Here is a 15,320-nt window from a genome sequence, read left to right as displayed (position 1 = left end):
ACATTGCCCCCCACATCCCAAAGCCGCGTGGCGTTCTGCGTGTGGACGACCGTCAGCGGGATAATCCAGGTCATGGGAATGGCCGGCGATGGCGATGTGCCCCCTCGGTCTTTCGACAATCAATTGCCCGTTCCCGGCGGCATTCTTTGTGAAACATCGGCAAGCATTGCGTCACCGCAGTCGTAGAATTCGCCGCTCGCCGTATCTTCCCGAGGGCCGAAAAGCGCGCGTTCGACCGGCCCCGGCGCTTCCGGCGCCACTGCCTCTTCGGCCGCGTCGAGGAGCGGGTCGAACATCGGCACGGGGCGTCCCGCCGCGTTCAGTGCCGTGCAGACGTGGCGGGGACGGTGTTGCGGGCGGCCGTTTGCCATCAGGCCGCCCGTTGGCTCCAGCTCGCGAAGGGGTCCGGCAGGCTGCGCCAGCGCTCGGGGCGGAAGGCGTCTTCCGCGATCAGGCAGGCGTCGAGTTCGGCGCGGAGCGCGGCCTCGTCCATCGGATCGGCGCCGATAAAGACGATTTCCTGGCGTCGGTCGCCCCAGACCGGATCGACATAGGGGCCGATCGCCTCGAGGAAGCGGGCATCGCGCGGCCATTGCTCGGGCGGCACCGCGGCCCACCAGAGCCCCATCCGGGCCGTGCGCACCAGCGGCCCCGCCTGGCTCAATTCGCCGACATGGTGCGGGCGTGTCGCCAGCCAGAAGAAGCCTTTGGCGCGCAGCACGCCCGGCCAGCTGCGGTTGAGGAAGGCCTGGAAGCGGCCCGGATCGAACGGTTGGCGGGCGCGGTAGACGAAGGAGCGGATCCCGTATTCTTCCGTCTCGGGAACGTGGTCCTTGAAGCCGTGGAGCTCCTTGTACCAGAGCGGGTGCTGTTCGGCCTTCAGCAAATCGAAGCGGCCGGTGCCGAGGACATCCCTCAGTTCCACCCGGCCGAAATCCGTCTCGATCAGCCGCGCATCCGGATTGAGGCCGACGATGATTTTCCGCGCGGCATCGAGTTGCTCCGGCGTCGCGGTGCCGACCTTGTTGAGCACGACGACGTCGGCGAACTCGATCTGCTCGACCAGCAGGTCCACCAGCGTTCGCGCATCGCCTTCGCCGGCCGTTTCGCCGCGATCGGCGAGGAAGTCGGTCGACGAATAGTCGGCGAGCAGATTGGCGGCATCGACGAGCGTGACCATGGTGTCGAGCCGGGCGACGTCAGAGAGGCTTCGGCCGGCCTCATCGCGGAAATCGAAGGTGGTGGCGACGGGGAGGGGCTCGGATATGCCGCTCGATTCGATCAGCAGATAGTCGAAACGCTCCTGTTCGGCGAGGCTGCGGACCGCGCGCAGCAGGTCGTCGCGCAGCGTGCAGCAGATGCAGCCATTGGTCATCTCGACGAGTTGCTCCTCGGTGCGCGACAGATCGGCACCGCCGTCGCGGATCAGCGAGGCGTCGATGTTGATTTCGCTCATGTCGTTGACGATAACGGCGACCCGCAGGCCCTCGCGGTTCGCGAGGACATGATTGAGCAAGGTCGTCTTGCCGGCGCCAAGGAAGCCGGAGAGGAGGGTGACCGGCAGTCTTTCCATAGGAATTACCTCGATTGTATATGTTATACCATTACATAACATTGGTTCAGAAAAGGCGGGCCTTCAGCCCGCCTTCGCCATGGGGACTCTTCAGCTTGCCGAGGAGAGGCAGGTCTTGAGCGAAGCGCCGATCCCTTCCAGGAGGTGGAAGTAGAGATCCGGGCCGGCGTCGAGCGTTCCGCCTTCCGGGTCCAACGTACCGGACTTGGCCGGTGTGCCCTCTGTCACGACATTGACGAGCTTCGGCTCGAATTGCGGCTCGGCGAAAACGCAGGTGGCACCGAGCTCCTCGATCTTGGCATGGATCTGCGACAGTCGCTCCGCGCCGGGCAAAACCTCCGGGCTGACGGTGACCGAGCCCGCGACCCGCACATGATAGCGGTGCTCGAAGTACTGATAGGCATCGTGAAAGACGACGAAGGGCTTGTCCTTGATCGGCGCGACCGTCTCGGCCACGCTCTTGTCCAGCGCATCGACGCGTTGGTTGAATGCCTCCAGATTCGCCTTGTAGGCGGCGGCATTATCCGGATCGACTTCGGCGAGCGTCTTTTCGATCTCCGCCGCCATGGCCTTGGCATTCATCGGGTCCAGCCATAGGTGCATGTCGAATTCGCTTTCGCCATGGTGATTGTGCTCGTGCTCGGCCGCCTCCTCTTCTCCGGCATGGTGATCGTGCCCTTCGTGGCCGGCTTCTTCGGCGTGGTGATCTTCCCCCTCATGATCATGCCCTTCGAAGGCGCCACCTTCACGCAGCTTCAGCTTTTCGACGCCGGGCGCATCGCTGAGCTCCACCACCTTTGCACCGCTGCCGAGTGCATCGAGCGGCTTGTCGAGAAAGGCCTCGAGGCCGGGTCCGACCCAGAACACCACCTTGGCGGCCTGCAGCGCGGCGGCGTTCGAGGGCTTCATGCTGTAGGTATGCGGCGAGGCGCCGCCTTCGACGATCAGCGACGGCTCGCCGATACCCTGCATGATCGAGGCGACGAGCGAGTGAACGGGCTTGATCGAAGCGACGACGGTCGGGGCACCCGCTAGAGCCGGAGACGAGAGCACGAGGGTGGATGCGAAGAGCAGGGCGGGCGTCGATTTCATCGGTGACTCCGAATTGGGCTTCAACTGGCTTAAGCACCCCCGAGGACGTCGGGGGTTGCGATATTGTGCGGATTGATGTGTTATGTTATTACATCAATTGCGTTATGCTATAACGTGTGCGATAGCCAGAGGCAACCGTCGAAATCGGATTTTTTATGCTGAACTTCCGCCCCCAGGAGAAGACGACACTCGTCAGGCTGAGCAATTCCGGCGTGCGCCGCAATGGGCGCTGGCTCGTGCGCGGCGTCGATTTTTCGATCAGCCGCGGTGAGATCGTCACCCTGATCGGGCCCAATGGTTCGGGCAAGTCGACGACGGCGAAGATGGCGATCGGCGTTCTGAGGACGGACGAGGGCCGTGTCGAACGTCTGGCCGGCCTCAAGGTCGGCTATGTTCCGCAGAAACTGTCGGTCGATTGGACCCTGCCGCTTACTGTCGAACGGCTGATGACGCTGACGGGGCCGCTGAAGGGGCGCGAGATCGAAGAGGCGCTGTCGGCGACCGGCATGCTGCACATGGCGAAGGCGGAGGTGCAGCACCTTTCGGGCGGCGAGTTCCAGCGGGCGCTGCTGGCGCGCGCCATCGCCCGCCGGCCGGATCTGCTCGTTCTCGACGAGCCGGTGCAGGGGGTCGATTTCTCGGGCGAGATCGCCCTCTACGAACTGATCAAGCAGATCCGCAACCGCACCGGCTGCGGCATCCTGCTGATCTCGCACGACCTGCACATCGTCATGGCGGAGACGGATACGGTGGTCTGCCTGAACGGCCATGTCTGCTGCCGCGGTACGCCGCAGGCGGTCAGCCAGAGCCCGGAATATCTGAAGCTGTTCGGCGGCCGCGCCGCCGGTGCGCTTGCGGTCTACAGCCACCGTCACGACCATACCCACTTGCCGGATGGGCGGGTGCTGCATGCCGACGGCAGCGTCGCCGATAGCTGCTTCCCCGGCGACGGCCATCATCACTCCGACGCGGTCGAGAACATTCACGACCACGATCCGGATTGCGGCTGCGGCCATCATGCACGGCTCCACGGATTTGAGGGCTCGGAGAAGCGCGATGCTTGACGATTTCTTCATTCGCGCCCTCGTCGCCGGCATCGGTATCGCCCTGGTGGCGGGCCCGCTCGGCTGCTTCGTGATCTGGAGGCGCATGGCCTATTTCGGCGACACCATGGCGCATTCGGCGCTGCTTGGCGTTGCGCTGTCGCTGCTCTTCGAGCTCAACCTGATGGTCAGCGTCTTCATCGTCGCTTCCGCCGTGTCACTGCTCTTGCTTTTCCTGCAGAGGCAGGGCGCGCTGTCGACGGACGCGCTGCTCGGCATCCTGTCGCATTCGGCGCTGTCGATCGGGCTCGTCATCGTCGCCTTCATGACCTGGGTGCGGATCGACCTGATCGGCTTCCTCTTCGGCGACATCCTTGCCGTGTCGCGGAGCGACATCGACATCATCTGGGGCGGCGGCATTCTGGTGATCTTCGCGCTCGTCTATCTCTGGCGACCGCTGCTTGCGGCGACGGTCAATCCGGAACTCGCCGAGGCGGAAGGGATGAAACCGGAAAGGGCGAGGCTCTTCTTCATGCTGCTGATGGCGCTGGTGATCGCCATCGCCATGAAGATCGTCGGCATCCTGCTGATCACCTCGTTGCTGATCATTCCGGCGGCGACCGCCCGCCGTTTCTCCGCCTCGCCAGAAATCATGGCCGTGTTCGCCTCGCTGATCGGCGCGCTCGCGGTCGCCGGCGGTCTTTTCGGATCGCTCCACTGGGATACGCCGTCGGGACCGTCTATCGTCGTCGCGGCGCTCATGCTTTTCGTGCTGAGTCTCCTGCCGCTCGGCCGGCGGCTCGGGGCGTCGCATCGATTCTAGATAAGTTAGAGCGGGATGCGGGCGGAAGACCGCGCACTTTTCCTCATCCCGCTCTCGGCACGGAGGACATATTGATGGGCACGCCCCAACTGACGAAGAACCAGTCGCTGGTCCTGGGGGCGCTCTCCCATTCCGACGGACCGATGAGCGCCTATACGATCCTCGACAAGCTCCGCGACCAGGGCTTTCGCGCGCCGCTGCAGGTTTATCGCGCCCTCGAGAAGCTGCTCGAATACGGCCTCGTGCACCGGCTCGAAAGCATCAACGCCTTCGTCGCCTGCACCTGCCCGGATGAGCACGAGCACGACCACGGCGTCACCGCCTTCACCATCTGCGAGGGCTGCGGCCAAGTGACGGAGTTCCACGACGAGACGATCGAGCAGCGCCTGGCGGCGCTGGTGCGCGCCCGGAGCTTTAAAACGGAAAAGACGACGATCGAGATCCGCGGGCAGTGCAAGAGCTGCGCGTGAGGCGTGGTAAGAAATCGGAGACGACGGTAATACCCCCTCTGCCCTGCAGGGCATCTCCCCCACAAGGGGGAGAATAGATGTGGCACGCTTTTCACCTCAATCGGAGCGTTCGGCTCGCAGAAGCGCTTCGGTCGGACGAGGGATAGCCGCTTGTACTCTCCCCTTGTGGGGGAGATCGCCGGCAGGCCAGAGGGGGTCGACAGGGCACCGTCCGGAGCCGAGGCGGGATGCGCGCCTATCAATCCAGCCGTTTCAACTGCGCGGCATAATGCTGCCAGTTCTTCACATAATGATCGGCCGAGCGCTTCAGCCGCTCGACGGCCGCGTCGTCGAGCGTGCGGATCGCCTTGGCGGGCGCGCCGACGATCAGCGAATTGTCGGGGAATTCCTTGCCTTCGGTCACAAGCGCGTTGGCGCCGACGAGGCAGTTGCGGCCGATCTTGACGCCGTTCAGTATCGTTGCGCCCATGCCGATTAGCGAATTGTCGCCGATGACGCAGCCGTGCACGATCGCCCGGTGGCCGATGGTGCAGCCTTCGCCGATCGCCACCGGGAAGCCGGGGTCGACGTGGATGATCACGGCCTCCTGGATATTGGTGCGCGCGCCGACGCGGATCGGCTCGTTGTCGCCGCGCAAGGTCGCGCCGAACCAGATGCCGACATCCTCGCCGATCTCCACCTGTCCGATCAGATTGGCGTCGGGCGCCACCCAGTAGCTGCCTTCCGGCGGGGTCTTCGGCTGCAGCGGTCCGAGGGCGTAACGTGGCATTCTCTATCCTTTCTTCTGCCGAAGAGGCGGGTGCCGCCCGTCCGTGGTATAAAGTCAGACGACATTGACGGAGAGCGAGGCGACGCCGTCGACGCCGCAGGTAATGAGATCGCCGCGCATCACAGCACCGACGCCCTCAGGCGTGCCGGTCATGATGACGTCGCCCGGCGCAAGGGTAAAGAGGCGGGAAAGTTCGGTGATGATTTCCGGCACCGTCCAGATCATCTGCGCGAGATCGCCCTGCTGGCGGCTTTCGCCATTGACCTTGAGCCAGATGCCACCCCTTGCCGGATGGCCGATCGCCGTAGCCGGCGCGAGCGCCGAGATGGGTGCGGAATGCTCGAAGGCCTTGGCCGCCGTCCAGGGGCGGCCGGCCTTCTTCGCCTCCGCCTGCAGGTCGCGGCGGGTGAAATCGATGCCGACGGCGTAGCCATAGATGTGATCGAGCGCCTCTTCGGCGCGGATATCCGCGCCGCCACGCCTGAGCGCCACCACCAGCTCGACCTCGTGATGCACATCCGCGGAACGCGGTGGATAGGGGAAATCCTTACCCGGCGGCAGCAGGTTGTCGGCATTCTTCTGGAAGAAAAAGGGCGGCTCGCGGCTCGGATCGTGCCCCATTTCGCGGGCATGGTCGGCATAGTTGCGGCCGACGCAATAGACCCGGCGCACCGGGAAGGCCGCGGCGCTTCCCGCGATCGGCAGCAGGACGGGTGGGGCGGGCGGTATGACTGTTTCCATGATCGTCCATTCTCGGCACCGCCGCAGATCGCACGGCAGCCGGCACTGTTGCGGCGTGCGAAAATCAAAACGCTACGGCACCTGTCGTGCCGACTGGCGCGTGGTGCCGTAGCGAATCTTCAAGAAGGACGTTAGCAGCCGGAAAGGCTGCCGCAATAGCTAAATCCATTCGCCAGTTGGACGCGGGATCGCCCGCATTTAGGCATAGCGTGCATAGGCTTCAAGCTGGTCACGGGTCAGGAAGCGGCCATCCGAGCGCGAGTTGAGCTCCGGGTGGCTGTACTCGAGGCTCGGCACATCGGGAAGTTCCAGGGCTTGGCGTACGGTCATGATGCCGATGTCCTTGCGGCCGCTGTCGCGCCTGACACTCACTTCAACGATGCGACGGAGATTGCGTTCGCTCATTGTGTCTCTCCCGTAAATTATTCTTTTTGTCCCTTTTGGTCCGGAGTTAAACACCCCGAAGTTGTTTTTTATGAGGCACCTCAGAACTATAAAGTCGGTAAATGAAGCTTTGACGACGGAAATTGGACGCTTTCGCGGAGATTTCGGGTCATATCACAATCAAGCCGCGAGAAACCGCGGCTATGGATGACAGTAACTGCTCTTCAGATTGCGACATAGCTTATATTAGAAAGCGCTGTCCGCTTCAAGAGAATGCATCGGCGGCAGCGTTTAATACTACTTATATGGCCACGATTTGTAATACGAATGGGGCTTCTTCCTGCCTCTCGCGCCCGTCGGCGAAGGTTTTGCAAACAATCACGGCTCGGCGTGCAAAGCCGCTGAACGACCGCCAGCGCGGCGCTTACAGCGCCGCTTCATTTCGCACGCGCACGCTGCAACTCTTTGAAACCGGCGGATCGAGCTTCCGGCAGTCGGCCAGTGCGCCAGCCGACCATGTTCAATGCGCTGTCAGATGGGCTTCCTCGGCGGCGAACATGAAGAGCCGTCTTGCCTCGTCGGGCGTCCGTCGGCCGGCAATGGCCGCGCGGCAGGCGCTGCGTGCCGCAACGTAATAGGGACCCCGATGTGGCCACTGGCCGGCAAGGCACGCGAGCGCGTCGGACGGCCCCTTCACCGTGCGTACGTCGCCGCTAGTCAAGCCAAGTTCGATAGGTTGGTTCCACAACACTTGATGCATTCTTCTCCTCCTCGGGGCGCGACGGTCGAACGGCCGTCCATCGCGAAGTCGATATTGGCCCGGGCGAGGCGGCGCCGAATCCTGCGCTTTCCCCGCCCACACGAGCTTTATGCAAAACGTCTTCGGCCAAGCCCCGGTTCCGCGCAACTCCCCCGCGCGGGGTCGGGCCATGCGGGCCCAATGTAACCCAGGAACGGCGATTTGTCCGCAATTTTACCGCGATCGTAAGCGGCGGCAAAGCCCCTAAATTGCCGGGGTTCAAAGCGTTCGGCAGTCGGTTATTATCACGTCTGCTGGGGAGAATGGCATGATAGCGATTTCAGATATCCGATTGACCTGGTTGCCGTTGCGCAACGGGACCTACTGCGCCATGCTCGGCCGCCACGAAGTCGCCTTTGTCATGAGGCGCGAGTCGGCGAGCGACTGGGCCTGGCGGATTTCGCACTGTAACGGCACGCCGCAGACCGGCTTCAACTATGCGCCGACGCTCGAAGGCGCGAAGTCGGAAGTGCTGGCCGGCATACAGAATTGGTTCCGACAGGCGGGCCTCGAGTAGAAGCCCAGACGGCGTCTTCTCGGCCGGATTCGCGTGCCTGGGTGCGAGCGGCTGGCATTGTCTGGGGCATCGCTGTATATGAGCCGGACAGCCGGCCGCGCCTTGCCGGCGGATGCTTCGGCGTCTTGCAGAGGCGAGCAGCGGCGAACAGGAATAGCGGAACCAGACGTGGCACTCGACGCAATCATGCCCGCCGCAGCAGGCGGAAGACGGTATTTCCAGGCTCCGGTTTTCGCCGTGGCGCCGATGATCGACTGGACCGACCGCCATTACCGCTTTTTCGCGCGGCTGCTGTCGCGCCATGCGCTGCTCTATACCGAGATGATCGTTGCCGATGCCATCCTGCGCGGTGACCGGGAGAGGCTGCTCGGCCATGACGCCAGCGAGCATCCGCTTGCGTTGCAGCTTGGCGGTAACGATCCGGCAAAGATGGCGGAGGCGGCGCGGATCGCCGAAGGCCTCGGCTATGACGAGATCAACATGAATGTCGGCTGCCCGTCCGACCGGGTGCAATCCGGCACTTTCGGCGCCTGCCTGATGCAGGAGCCGGCTCTGGTCGCCGAATGCGTTGCGGCGATGAAGGCGGCGGTGAACGTCCCGGTCACCGTCAAGTGCCGCATCGGCGTCGACGAGCAGGACCCGGATGTGGCGCTGCGGGATCTCATCGCGCGCGTGACGGATGCCGGCGTGGATGGCGTGTGGGTCCATGCCCGTAAGGCCTGGCTGCAAGGTCTGAGCCCTCGGGAGAACCGCGAGCTCCCGCCGCTCGATTATGGCCTCGTGCATCGGTTGAAGGCGGAAAATCCGAATCTTTTCATCGGCCTCAATGGCGGTCTTCAGACGCTGAATCAGGCGCTTTTGCATGTCGATCCGCGCCTGCGGTCGGCGGAGACGCCAGCGGTCGAGCTCGGCGCCCCGCTCAATGGCGTCATGCTCGGCCGCGCCGCCTATCACGACAGCGGCCTCTTGACGGCCGCGGACGGCTATGTCGCCCATCCGCTGACCGGGGCTCCGCCCGTGCCGATCGCGCCGGACGCCTTCTCCGACCGCGATCACCGCCTGTCGCTCGATTTCTGGGCGGGCGTGCGCGACGCCATGGCGGACTACGCCGCCGGCCATATCGACAAGGGCGGCCGGCTGATCCACGTCACCCGCCACATGGTCGGCCTCTTTCAGGGCTGGCCCGGCGCCCGGCGCTATCGCCAGATCCTCTCCGCCGAGGCCACTCGTAAGGGCGCCGGTCCGCAGGTGATCCGCGCCGCGTTCGATGCGGTGTTCGAGGCCGTGACGGCAAGGCAGGCGGCGGAGTAGGTGATTGTCTTAGCCGGTGGCGACTCTCGCCCCCTTCGGCCCCGCTCCTTAGGTTAAACCCGAGGACTAAACCTCTCCCCGCGAGCGGGGCGAGGGGACTGTGTTGGCGCTTGCCGCGAGTCTCCTTCTCCCCGCTCGCGGGGAGAAGGTGTCCGGCAGGCCGGATGAGGGGGGGCTTTGCCGAGCACCACGCCAACGAATAACGGCGCCTCTTGCGAAGCGCCGCTCATCAAGGTCCGGTCAGACCGTCAGGCTCAGATGGCCTGAAGGTTGACGGCCTTCGGGCCCTTGCCCATGCGGTCCGGCTCGGTGTCGAAGGAAACCTGCTGGCCATCCTTGAGCGTTGCGAGGCCGGCGGCCTGGACGGCGGAGATGTGGACGAAAACGTCCTTCGCGCCGCCTTCCGGCGTGATGAAGCCGAAGCCCTTGTCTTGGTTGAAGAATTTAACGGTGCCCTTGGTGGCCATGGAAGAAGTCCTTTTCCTTCAGTCTGTCAGTTGCCGCAACCCAACGATTTCGTATCACGCTTTGGCTGCTTTAGGTAGTGTGTTCGTGCCCCCAGAGGGATACGAACGAGTCGTCTTCAGCGTCTTGCCGCACCGCCCGTATCGGAAAGACGCGCAAGCAAGAACTAGAACCGCCGCATGAATTTTCCAGTCCTGGAATCATGCGAGCAGCGCTGAAAGGCGTCGAGTGGTCACGATATCGGGGAAAAGACGTCTACGATGCCGCTTGCGGCAGACCCGACAAGGGCCGGGCTCAGTACGAAAGTCCAGTCTCCGGGATTGAAATCGCCCGAACGCGGATAGCAGTGGCAGTGTTTTCGTCAAAAGGCAAGTGGAGAAATTTGCCTGCGTCGCAGAACACCGTGAAGCCCGGCCTAGCGCCATTTCCTTGGCTTCTTACGCGCGGAATGCGTATGGCAAATCCCGTGGATTGCCTCGTTTCGACCACATTTTCGTCGCGAGGCTCCTGTGAGCCTCGCTGTATCGGCGCGGGGTTGCTGCCGGCGCGGCGAACCGGTAGGTCTGGACCGGTTACGGAAAATGAAATCGACGAAGAGCAGGTGACCGGCGTGATCGATCCCTATGCCCTCCTTGGAATTGCGCGTGACGCCGACGAGCGGTCCGTCCGGACGGCCTATCGTCGCGCGGTGAAGACGGCGCATCCCGACCGCGGCGGCGATGCCGAAGCCTTCGGCAAGCTGCAGGCGGCCTACGAGCTCCTCAAGGATCCGGTGCGGCGCAAGGTCTTTGACGACACCGGCTACGATCCCCAGCTCGCCGACCCGAGGGACCTGAAGGGCCTGATGATGCTGGAAACCTTGGTCAACGAGTTCATCCTCGACGAGCGCGAGCCCGGCAGCTTCGATCCGGTCGCGGCGATGCGCAGAAAGCTCTCCGACGACATCGTCAAGAACCGCTTCCACATCCTGGAACTGGAGCGCCACCGCTCCCGCGTGCGCAAGCACCTCGACCGCCTCGGCCGGCGGCCGGAAACCGACGTGCTCGGTTCGATGCTGCGTGCGCGCAGCCAGTCGATCGCCGAGGCGATCAAGAATGCCGAGGCGCAGATTGAGGCGATCGAGCAGGCTTATTCGATGCTCGAGGGCTATTCCTATGAGTTGGAGGCCCTGGAAATGAAGGCGAACGCGGCGGAGTAGCGCGCCTACTCGGCGCAGCGCCACGCGTGATGCCTTGGCGCCGCACCAACAGGGCTTGGCCGGTCGGCCTTACGCCGGCCGCTCGTACTATCTATCCCCGTGCGTCTTGGACTGGCTTTGCGACTGACCTGCGCCAGGACCGCCTCGCGACACGCCTTTGCCATGGGCACTGCCGGGGTTTGTCGGATCTCGTCCATTACCCCAGCCGTTATTGCCCTTTTCGCCGCCGCCGTTGCCACCATGATCGCCATTGCCGCCGCCGCCGTTGCCGCCGCCGCCGTTGCCGCCGCCGCCGTTGCCGCCGCCGCCGTTGCCGCCGCCGCCGTTGCCGCCGCCGCCGTTGCCGCCGCCGCCGTTGCCGCCGCCGCCATTGCCGCCGCCGCCGTTGCCGCCGCCGCCGTTGCCGCCGCCGCCGTTGCCGCCGCCGCCGTTGCCGCCGCCGCCATTGCCGCCGCCACCATTGCCGCCGCCGCCATTGCCGCCGCCGCCATTGCCGCCGCCGCCATTGCCGCCGCCGCCGTTGCCGCCGCCACCGTTGCCGCCGCCGCCATTGCCGTTGCCGCCGTTGCCACCATTGCCGTTGCCGCCGTTGCCACCATTGCCGTTGCCGTCATCGCCGCCGCGGTCATTGGGCGTCGATTGCAGGACGTTGCGAATAAGGGCCGTGCTCAATGGCGGGCACTGCGCCAGTTGCCCCGCGTTAAGAATTTCCGTGCGGTTCAGCGCAATGCAGCAGAGTTCGTAATTGGACTCCGTAAGAGGACTGCACTGATCTGCAGTAAGAATCGGCCGTTCCATCGCCTGCCCACTTGCCGGGACCGGCGCTGATGCTAGAAAGCCAGCGGACAGTAATGCAACGCCGCTGTTCGTAAGAAGTGATGGTAGGACACGCATGTTCGTTTCTCCTAAATTAGTATTACCTAATCGAAATACGAGCAAGAATGTTCCGCGATGCCCTCAAAAAGTTAGTCAAATTTTAGGGGAATTGCCGGCTGCAACTACGTGAAATTGTGAACAATGCATCCGATTGTCACCAGCGGTAGCAGATGCATTTGTCCTGCGAGTAAGGAGGGTTGCCCGCTGCGGCTGCGCAAGGAGACGCTCGATGTCGCCAAGGCCCGCTTCGACCTCGACCGAACGCGCATCATCTCGGTCGTCGGCGGAAACCGACGTGCTCGGCTAGCCGTGCGGCGTCGAGGCGGATAAGAAAGCCGGTCGCGCAAGATAGGGGCGGTGGTCTGGATCAGGAGCGCAACGGGTGGAGTTGGCGCCGTTGCGACGAGTTCAATCCTACAGCGCCGCCCGTCCAATCAGACGCGAAAAGGCCGTTGTAGCACTTGAATCGCCGCATGCGGCCAGTCGGCCGCCGACGCGAACAAGAATGCCGAGGCGCAGATCGTGGCGATCGCGCTCACCGCCCCGGTCGGCCCGTCTTCCCCTTCGTCCGCCCCTTGCGGCGCTTCTCCTCCGCCGGGTCCTCATAGGAGCCGACGCCCGGCTTGGCGCGGGTGAGGACCGGCTTTTCCGGGACCTTGCCGACGACTGGCTTCTCGGTCCGACCGACGGTCATCTCGTCGAGCGAATTCTTTCGGAACAGCGTGCGACCTTCGCCGGCTGGGACCGCCACGTCGCGGCCCATTTCATCGAGGTCGGGCTTGCGAAAGAGGGGGCGTTCGGTGTCGGTGCCTGGGCCCATGTTGCCGAGATCGGGTTTCTGGAAGAGGGATTTGCTCTCCGTGGTGGTGGATCCTCGGCTCGAGGCCGAGGATGACGGAGAGACGGGGGAGGCAGGGGAGGAGACACCCTTGCGGCCTTCGGCGCTCCGCGCCTCTTGTTTTCTTTTCCCGGTCGCGCCTTCGGCGCTCCGCGCCTCTTCCCTTGCCATCGGGTCGTCGAGCACGGCCAATTCCGCCGCCTTGAGCCGCTTGATCTCGTCGCGGAGTCTTGCCGCGGTTTCGAAGTCGAGGTCGGCGGCGGCGTCGCGCATCTGTTTTTCCAGCGCGTTGAGATGCGCCTGCAGATTGTTGCCGACGAGGTGGCCGGCCTCGGCAAAACCCTTGCCGGCGACGCCTGAGATATCGGCGCGGACGTGGTCGCGCTCGTAAACCGAGTCGAGGATGTCGGAGATCTTCGCCTTTACCGATTCCGGCGTGATGCCGTGCTCGGCATTGTAGGCCATCTGCTTCTCGCGGCGGCGGCCGGTCTCGGCCATAGCCCGCTGCATCGAGCCGGTGATCGTGTCGGCATAGAGGATGACCTTGCCGTCGACGTTGCGGGCCGCGCGGCCGATCGTCTGGACGAGCGAGGTTTCGGAGCGCAGGAAACCTTCCTTGTCGGCATCGAGGATGGCGACGAAGCCGCATTCGGGAATGTCGAGGCCCTCGCGCAGCAGGTTGATGCCGACCAGCACGTCGAAGGCGCCGAGGCGCAGGTCGCGGATGATCTCGATGCGCTCCAGCGTGTCGATATCCGAATGCATGTAGCGGACGCGGACGCCCTGTTCGTGCAGGTATTCCGTCAGGTCTTCGGCCATGCGCTTGGTCAGCACGGTGACGAGCGTGCGGTAGCCGGCGGCGGCGGTGGCGCGTATCTCGCCGAGCACGTCGTCGACCTGGGTCTTGGCCGGGCGCACCTCGACCGGCGGATCGATCAGGCCGGTCGGGCGGATCACCTGCTCGGCGAAGACACCGCCGGACTGCTCCAGTTCCCAACCGCCGGGCGTCGCCGAGACGGCGATCGTGTCCGGCCGCATCGCATCCCATTCCTCGAAGCGCAAGGGCCGGTTGTCCATGCAGGAGGGCAGGCGGAAGCCGTATTCGGCGAGCGTCGCCTTGCGGCGGAAGTCGCCACGGTACATGCCGCCGATCTGCGGAATGGTGACGTGGCTCTCGTCGATGAAGATGATGGCGTTGTCCGGGATATATTCGAACAGCGTCGGCGGCGGCTCGCCCGGCTTGCGGCCGGTCAGGTAGCGCGAATAGTTTTCGATGCCCTGGCAGGAGCCAGTGGCCTCCAGCATTTCGAGATCGTAGCGGGTGCGCTGTTCCAGCCGCTGCGCTTCCAGCAGGCGGCCTGCCTTTTCCAGTTCCTCCAGCCGAAAGGCCAGTTCCTCCTTGATCGCCTTGATGGCGGCATTCAGCGTCGGCCGCGGCGTCACATAGTGCGAGTTGGCGTAGATCTTCACCGATTTCAGGTCGCCGGTCTTCTGGCCGGTGAGCGGGTCGAATTCGGTGATCGCGTCGATCTCGTCTCCGAACATGGAGATGCGCCAGGCGGCGTCCTCCAGGTGGGCGGGGAAGATCTCGATCGTGTCGCCGCGCACACGGAAGGAGCCGCGCTGGAAATCCATGTCGCGGCGCTTGTATTGCTGTGCCACCAGGTCGGCGAGCAATTGCCGCTGGTTGAGCCGGTCGCCGACGCTCATCTGGAAGGTCATGGCGGTATAGGTCTCGACCGAGCCTATGCCGTAGATGCACGAGACCGAGGCGACGATGATGACGTCGTCGCGTTCGAGCAGCGAACGGGTCGCCGAGTGGCGCATACGGTCGATCTGCTCGTTGATCGAGGATTCCTTCTCGATATAGGTGTCCGAGCGCGGGACGTAGGCCTCCGGTTGGTAGTAGTCGTAATAGGAGACGAAATACTCGACCGCGTTGTCCGGAAAAAAGTTCTTGAACTCGGAATAGAGCTGCGCCGCGAGCGTCTTGTTCGGCGCCAGGATCACCGCCGGGCGCTGCGTCGCCTCGATCACTTTCGCCATCGTAAAGGTCTTGCCCGAGCCGGTGACGCCGAGCAGCACCTGATTGCGCTCGCCCGAGGAGAGGCCGTCGACGAGATCGGCGATCGCCGTCGGCTGGTCGCCGGCCGGCTGGTAATCCGATTGCATCCGGATTTCGATGCCGCCCTCCGACTTGTCCGGCCGCGCCGGCCGGTGCGGTGTCCAAAGCTTGCCGTCCTTGAAGAGCGGATTGCCGCTCTCGATCAGCGCGGCAAGCGCCTCGACGGTAGCGGTGACGCCACTTCCTGCGCTCACGGCCGCATCGCCCTCCGGGCTGGCCTCCGCCCCATCTTCCTTTTGCGCGCCTTTGGCGTCGCGGGAGGACGCCGGACGGCCGGCGACGGACGCTTGTCCGCC

Annotated in this window: 15 protein-coding genes and 1 pseudogene; 6 read left to right on the top strand and 10 right to left on the bottom strand. The window is 64.2% G+C overall.

Translation table 11 applies throughout. From position 1 onward, the window contains the following. Window positions 1-119: 119 nt before the first annotated feature. The 3 genes from EKH55_RS08765 to znuA form a co-directional block, all read right to left on the bottom strand. Window positions 120-371 (bottom strand): hypothetical protein, encoded by a 252-nt coding sequence (locus EKH55_RS08765; protein WP_151611361.1) that lies wholly within the window; start codon window positions 369-371, stop codon window positions 120-122. Then, window positions 371-1,573, bottom strand: a complete 1,203-nt coding sequence (locus EKH55_RS08760) for a GTP-binding protein (RefSeq protein ID WP_151611360.1) — start codon at window positions 1,571-1,573, stop codon at window positions 371-373. The genes EKH55_RS08765 and EKH55_RS08760 overlap by 1 nt, the downstream gene beginning before the upstream one ends. A gap of 90 nt (window positions 1,574-1,663) precedes the next feature. Next, window positions 1,664-2,665, bottom strand: a complete 1,002-nt coding sequence (gene znuA / locus EKH55_RS08755) for a zinc ABC transporter substrate-binding protein ZnuA (RefSeq protein WP_151611359.1) — start codon at window positions 2,663-2,665, stop codon at window positions 1,664-1,666. A gap of 155 nt (window positions 2,666-2,820) precedes the next feature. On the opposite strand from znuA, the gene EKH55_RS08750 reads away from it, so the two are divergent. From EKH55_RS08750 to EKH55_RS08740, 3 genes are all read left to right on the top strand, one after another. After that, complete coding sequence (locus tag EKH55_RS08750) at window positions 2,821-3,729, top strand: ATP-binding cassette domain-containing protein (protein WP_151611358.1); 909 nt, start codon at window positions 2,821-2,823, stop codon at window positions 3,727-3,729. Beyond that, window positions 3,722-4,531, top strand: a complete 810-nt coding sequence (gene znuB / locus EKH55_RS08745; RefSeq protein ID WP_151611357.1) for a zinc ABC transporter permease subunit ZnuB — start codon at window positions 3,722-3,724, stop codon at window positions 4,529-4,531. The genes EKH55_RS08750 and znuB overlap by 8 nt, the downstream gene beginning before the upstream one ends. A 74-nt stretch (window positions 4,532-4,605) precedes the next feature. Beyond that, window positions 4,606-5,001: a Fur family transcriptional regulator gene (locus EKH55_RS08740; RefSeq protein ID WP_069458363.1), complete on the top strand. Its 396-nt coding sequence runs from the start codon at window positions 4,606-4,608 to the stop codon at window positions 4,999-5,001. Window positions 5,002-5,239: 238 nt separating this feature from the next. On the opposite strand, the gene EKH55_RS08730 is transcribed toward EKH55_RS08740, so the two are convergent. From EKH55_RS08730 to EKH55_RS08715, 4 genes are all read right to left on the bottom strand, one after another. Then, the gene (locus tag EKH55_RS08730) at window positions 5,240-5,770 is read right to left on the bottom strand and encodes a gamma carbonic anhydrase family protein (protein ID WP_069458364.1); all 531 of its coding nucleotides are present in this window, start codon (window positions 5,768-5,770) and stop codon (window positions 5,240-5,242) included. A gap of 54 nt (window positions 5,771-5,824) precedes the next feature. Continuing rightward, complete coding sequence (locus EKH55_RS08725; RefSeq protein WP_151611356.1) at window positions 5,825-6,511, bottom strand: fumarylacetoacetate hydrolase family protein; 687 nt, start codon at window positions 6,509-6,511, stop codon at window positions 5,825-5,827. A gap of 198 nt (window positions 6,512-6,709) precedes the next feature. Then, window positions 6,710-6,916, bottom strand: coding sequence for a hypothetical protein (locus EKH55_RS08720; RefSeq protein ID WP_069458366.1), 207 nt, complete (start codon window positions 6,914-6,916; stop codon window positions 6,710-6,712). 499 nt (window positions 6,917-7,415) lie between these two features. Continuing rightward, complete coding sequence (locus tag EKH55_RS08715) at window positions 7,416-7,655, bottom strand: DUF982 domain-containing protein (protein WP_069458367.1); 240 nt, start codon at window positions 7,653-7,655, stop codon at window positions 7,416-7,418. A 307-nt stretch (window positions 7,656-7,962) separates the two neighbouring features. Between EKH55_RS08715 and EKH55_RS08710 the strand changes: the two genes are divergently transcribed. Together EKH55_RS08710 and dusA are read left to right on the top strand one after the other, a co-directional pair. Then, on the top strand, window positions 7,963-8,211 hold the full coding sequence (locus EKH55_RS08710) for a hypothetical protein (RefSeq protein ID WP_069458368.1): 249 nt from the start codon (window positions 7,963-7,965) through the stop codon (window positions 8,209-8,211). 186 nt (window positions 8,212-8,397) lie between these two features. After that, window positions 8,398-9,522 (top strand): tRNA dihydrouridine(20/20a) synthase DusA, encoded by a 1,125-nt coding sequence (gene dusA, locus EKH55_RS08705; protein ID WP_151611969.1) that lies wholly within the window; start codon window positions 8,398-8,400, stop codon window positions 9,520-9,522. A 254-nt stretch (window positions 9,523-9,776) separates the two neighbouring features. Here dusA and EKH55_RS08700 read toward each other — a convergent pair whose 3' ends face one another. Beyond that, window positions 9,777-9,989: a cold-shock protein gene (locus EKH55_RS08700; protein ID WP_069458369.1), complete on the bottom strand. Its 213-nt coding sequence runs from the start codon at window positions 9,987-9,989 to the stop codon at window positions 9,777-9,779. Between the two features lie 608 nt (window positions 9,990-10,597). On the opposite strand from EKH55_RS08700, the gene EKH55_RS08695 reads away from it, so the two are divergent. Beyond that, window positions 10,598-11,185, top strand: coding sequence for a J domain-containing protein (locus EKH55_RS08695; protein WP_151611968.1), 588 nt, complete (start codon window positions 10,598-10,600; stop codon window positions 11,183-11,185). Window positions 11,186-11,272: 87 nt separating this feature from the next. On the opposite strand, the gene EKH55_RS29360 is transcribed toward EKH55_RS08695, so the two are convergent. Together EKH55_RS29360 and uvrB are read right to left on the bottom strand one after the other, a co-directional pair. Then, window positions 11,273-11,857, bottom strand: a complete 585-nt coding sequence (locus EKH55_RS29360; protein ID WP_192803758.1) for a hypothetical protein — start codon at window positions 11,855-11,857, stop codon at window positions 11,273-11,275. Window positions 11,858-12,596: 739 nt separating this feature from the next. Continuing rightward, window positions 12,597-15,215, bottom strand: a pseudogene (uvrB, locus tag EKH55_RS08685) (excinuclease ABC subunit UvrB); the annotation flags it as partial. Window positions 15,216-15,320: the final 105 nt, after the last annotated feature.

This window comes from Sinorhizobium alkalisoli (assembly GCF_008932245.1).
In the GTDB taxonomy this organism is placed as follows: domain Bacteria; phylum Pseudomonadota; class Alphaproteobacteria; order Rhizobiales; family Rhizobiaceae; genus Sinorhizobium; species Sinorhizobium alkalisoli.
Note: the sequence above shows the minus strand (reverse complement) of the source record. Positions and strands in the feature narration are given on the sequence as shown.

Bases quoted from the DNA above. Each gene is read 5' to 3' on its own strand.
- EKH55_RS08765 (WP_151611361.1), bottom strand. From the start codon at position 371: ATGGCAAACGGCCGCCCGCAACACCGTCCCCGCCACGTCTGCACGGCA.
- EKH55_RS08760 (WP_151611360.1), bottom strand. From the start codon at position 1,573: ATGGAAAGACTGCCGGTCACCCTCCTCTCCGGCTTCCTTGGCGCCGGC.
- znuA (WP_151611359.1), bottom strand. From the start codon at position 2,665: ATGAAATCGACGCCCGCCCTGCTCTTCGCATCCACCCTCGTGCTCTCG.
- EKH55_RS08750 (WP_151611358.1), top strand. From the start codon at position 2,821: ATGCTGAACTTCCGCCCCCAGGAGAAGACGACACTCGTCAGGCTGAGC.
- znuB (WP_151611357.1), top strand. From the start codon at position 3,722: ATGCTTGACGATTTCTTCATTCGCGCCCTCGTCGCCGGCATCGGTATC.
- EKH55_RS08740 (WP_069458363.1), top strand. From the start codon at position 4,606: ATGGGCACGCCCCAACTGACGAAGAACCAGTCGCTGGTCCTGGGGGCG.
- EKH55_RS08730 (WP_069458364.1), bottom strand. From the start codon at position 5,770: ATGCCACGTTACGCCCTCGGACCGCTGCAGCCGAAGACCCCGCCGGAA.
- EKH55_RS08725 (WP_151611356.1), bottom strand. From the start codon at position 6,511: ATGGAAACAGTCATACCGCCCGCCCCACCCGTCCTGCTGCCGATCGCG.
- EKH55_RS08720 (WP_069458366.1), bottom strand. From the start codon at position 6,916: ATGAGCGAACGCAATCTCCGTCGCATCGTTGAAGTGAGTGTCAGGCGC.
- EKH55_RS08715 (WP_069458367.1), bottom strand. From the start codon at position 7,655: ATGCATCAAGTGTTGTGGAACCAACCTATCGAACTTGGCTTGACTAGC.
- EKH55_RS08710 (WP_069458368.1), top strand. From the start codon at position 7,963: ATGATAGCGATTTCAGATATCCGATTGACCTGGTTGCCGTTGCGCAAC.
- dusA (WP_151611969.1), top strand. From the start codon at position 8,398: ATGCCCGCCGCAGCAGGCGGAAGACGGTATTTCCAGGCTCCGGTTTTC.
- EKH55_RS08700 (WP_069458369.1), bottom strand. From the start codon at position 9,989: ATGGCCACCAAGGGCACCGTTAAATTCTTCAACCAAGACAAGGGCTTC.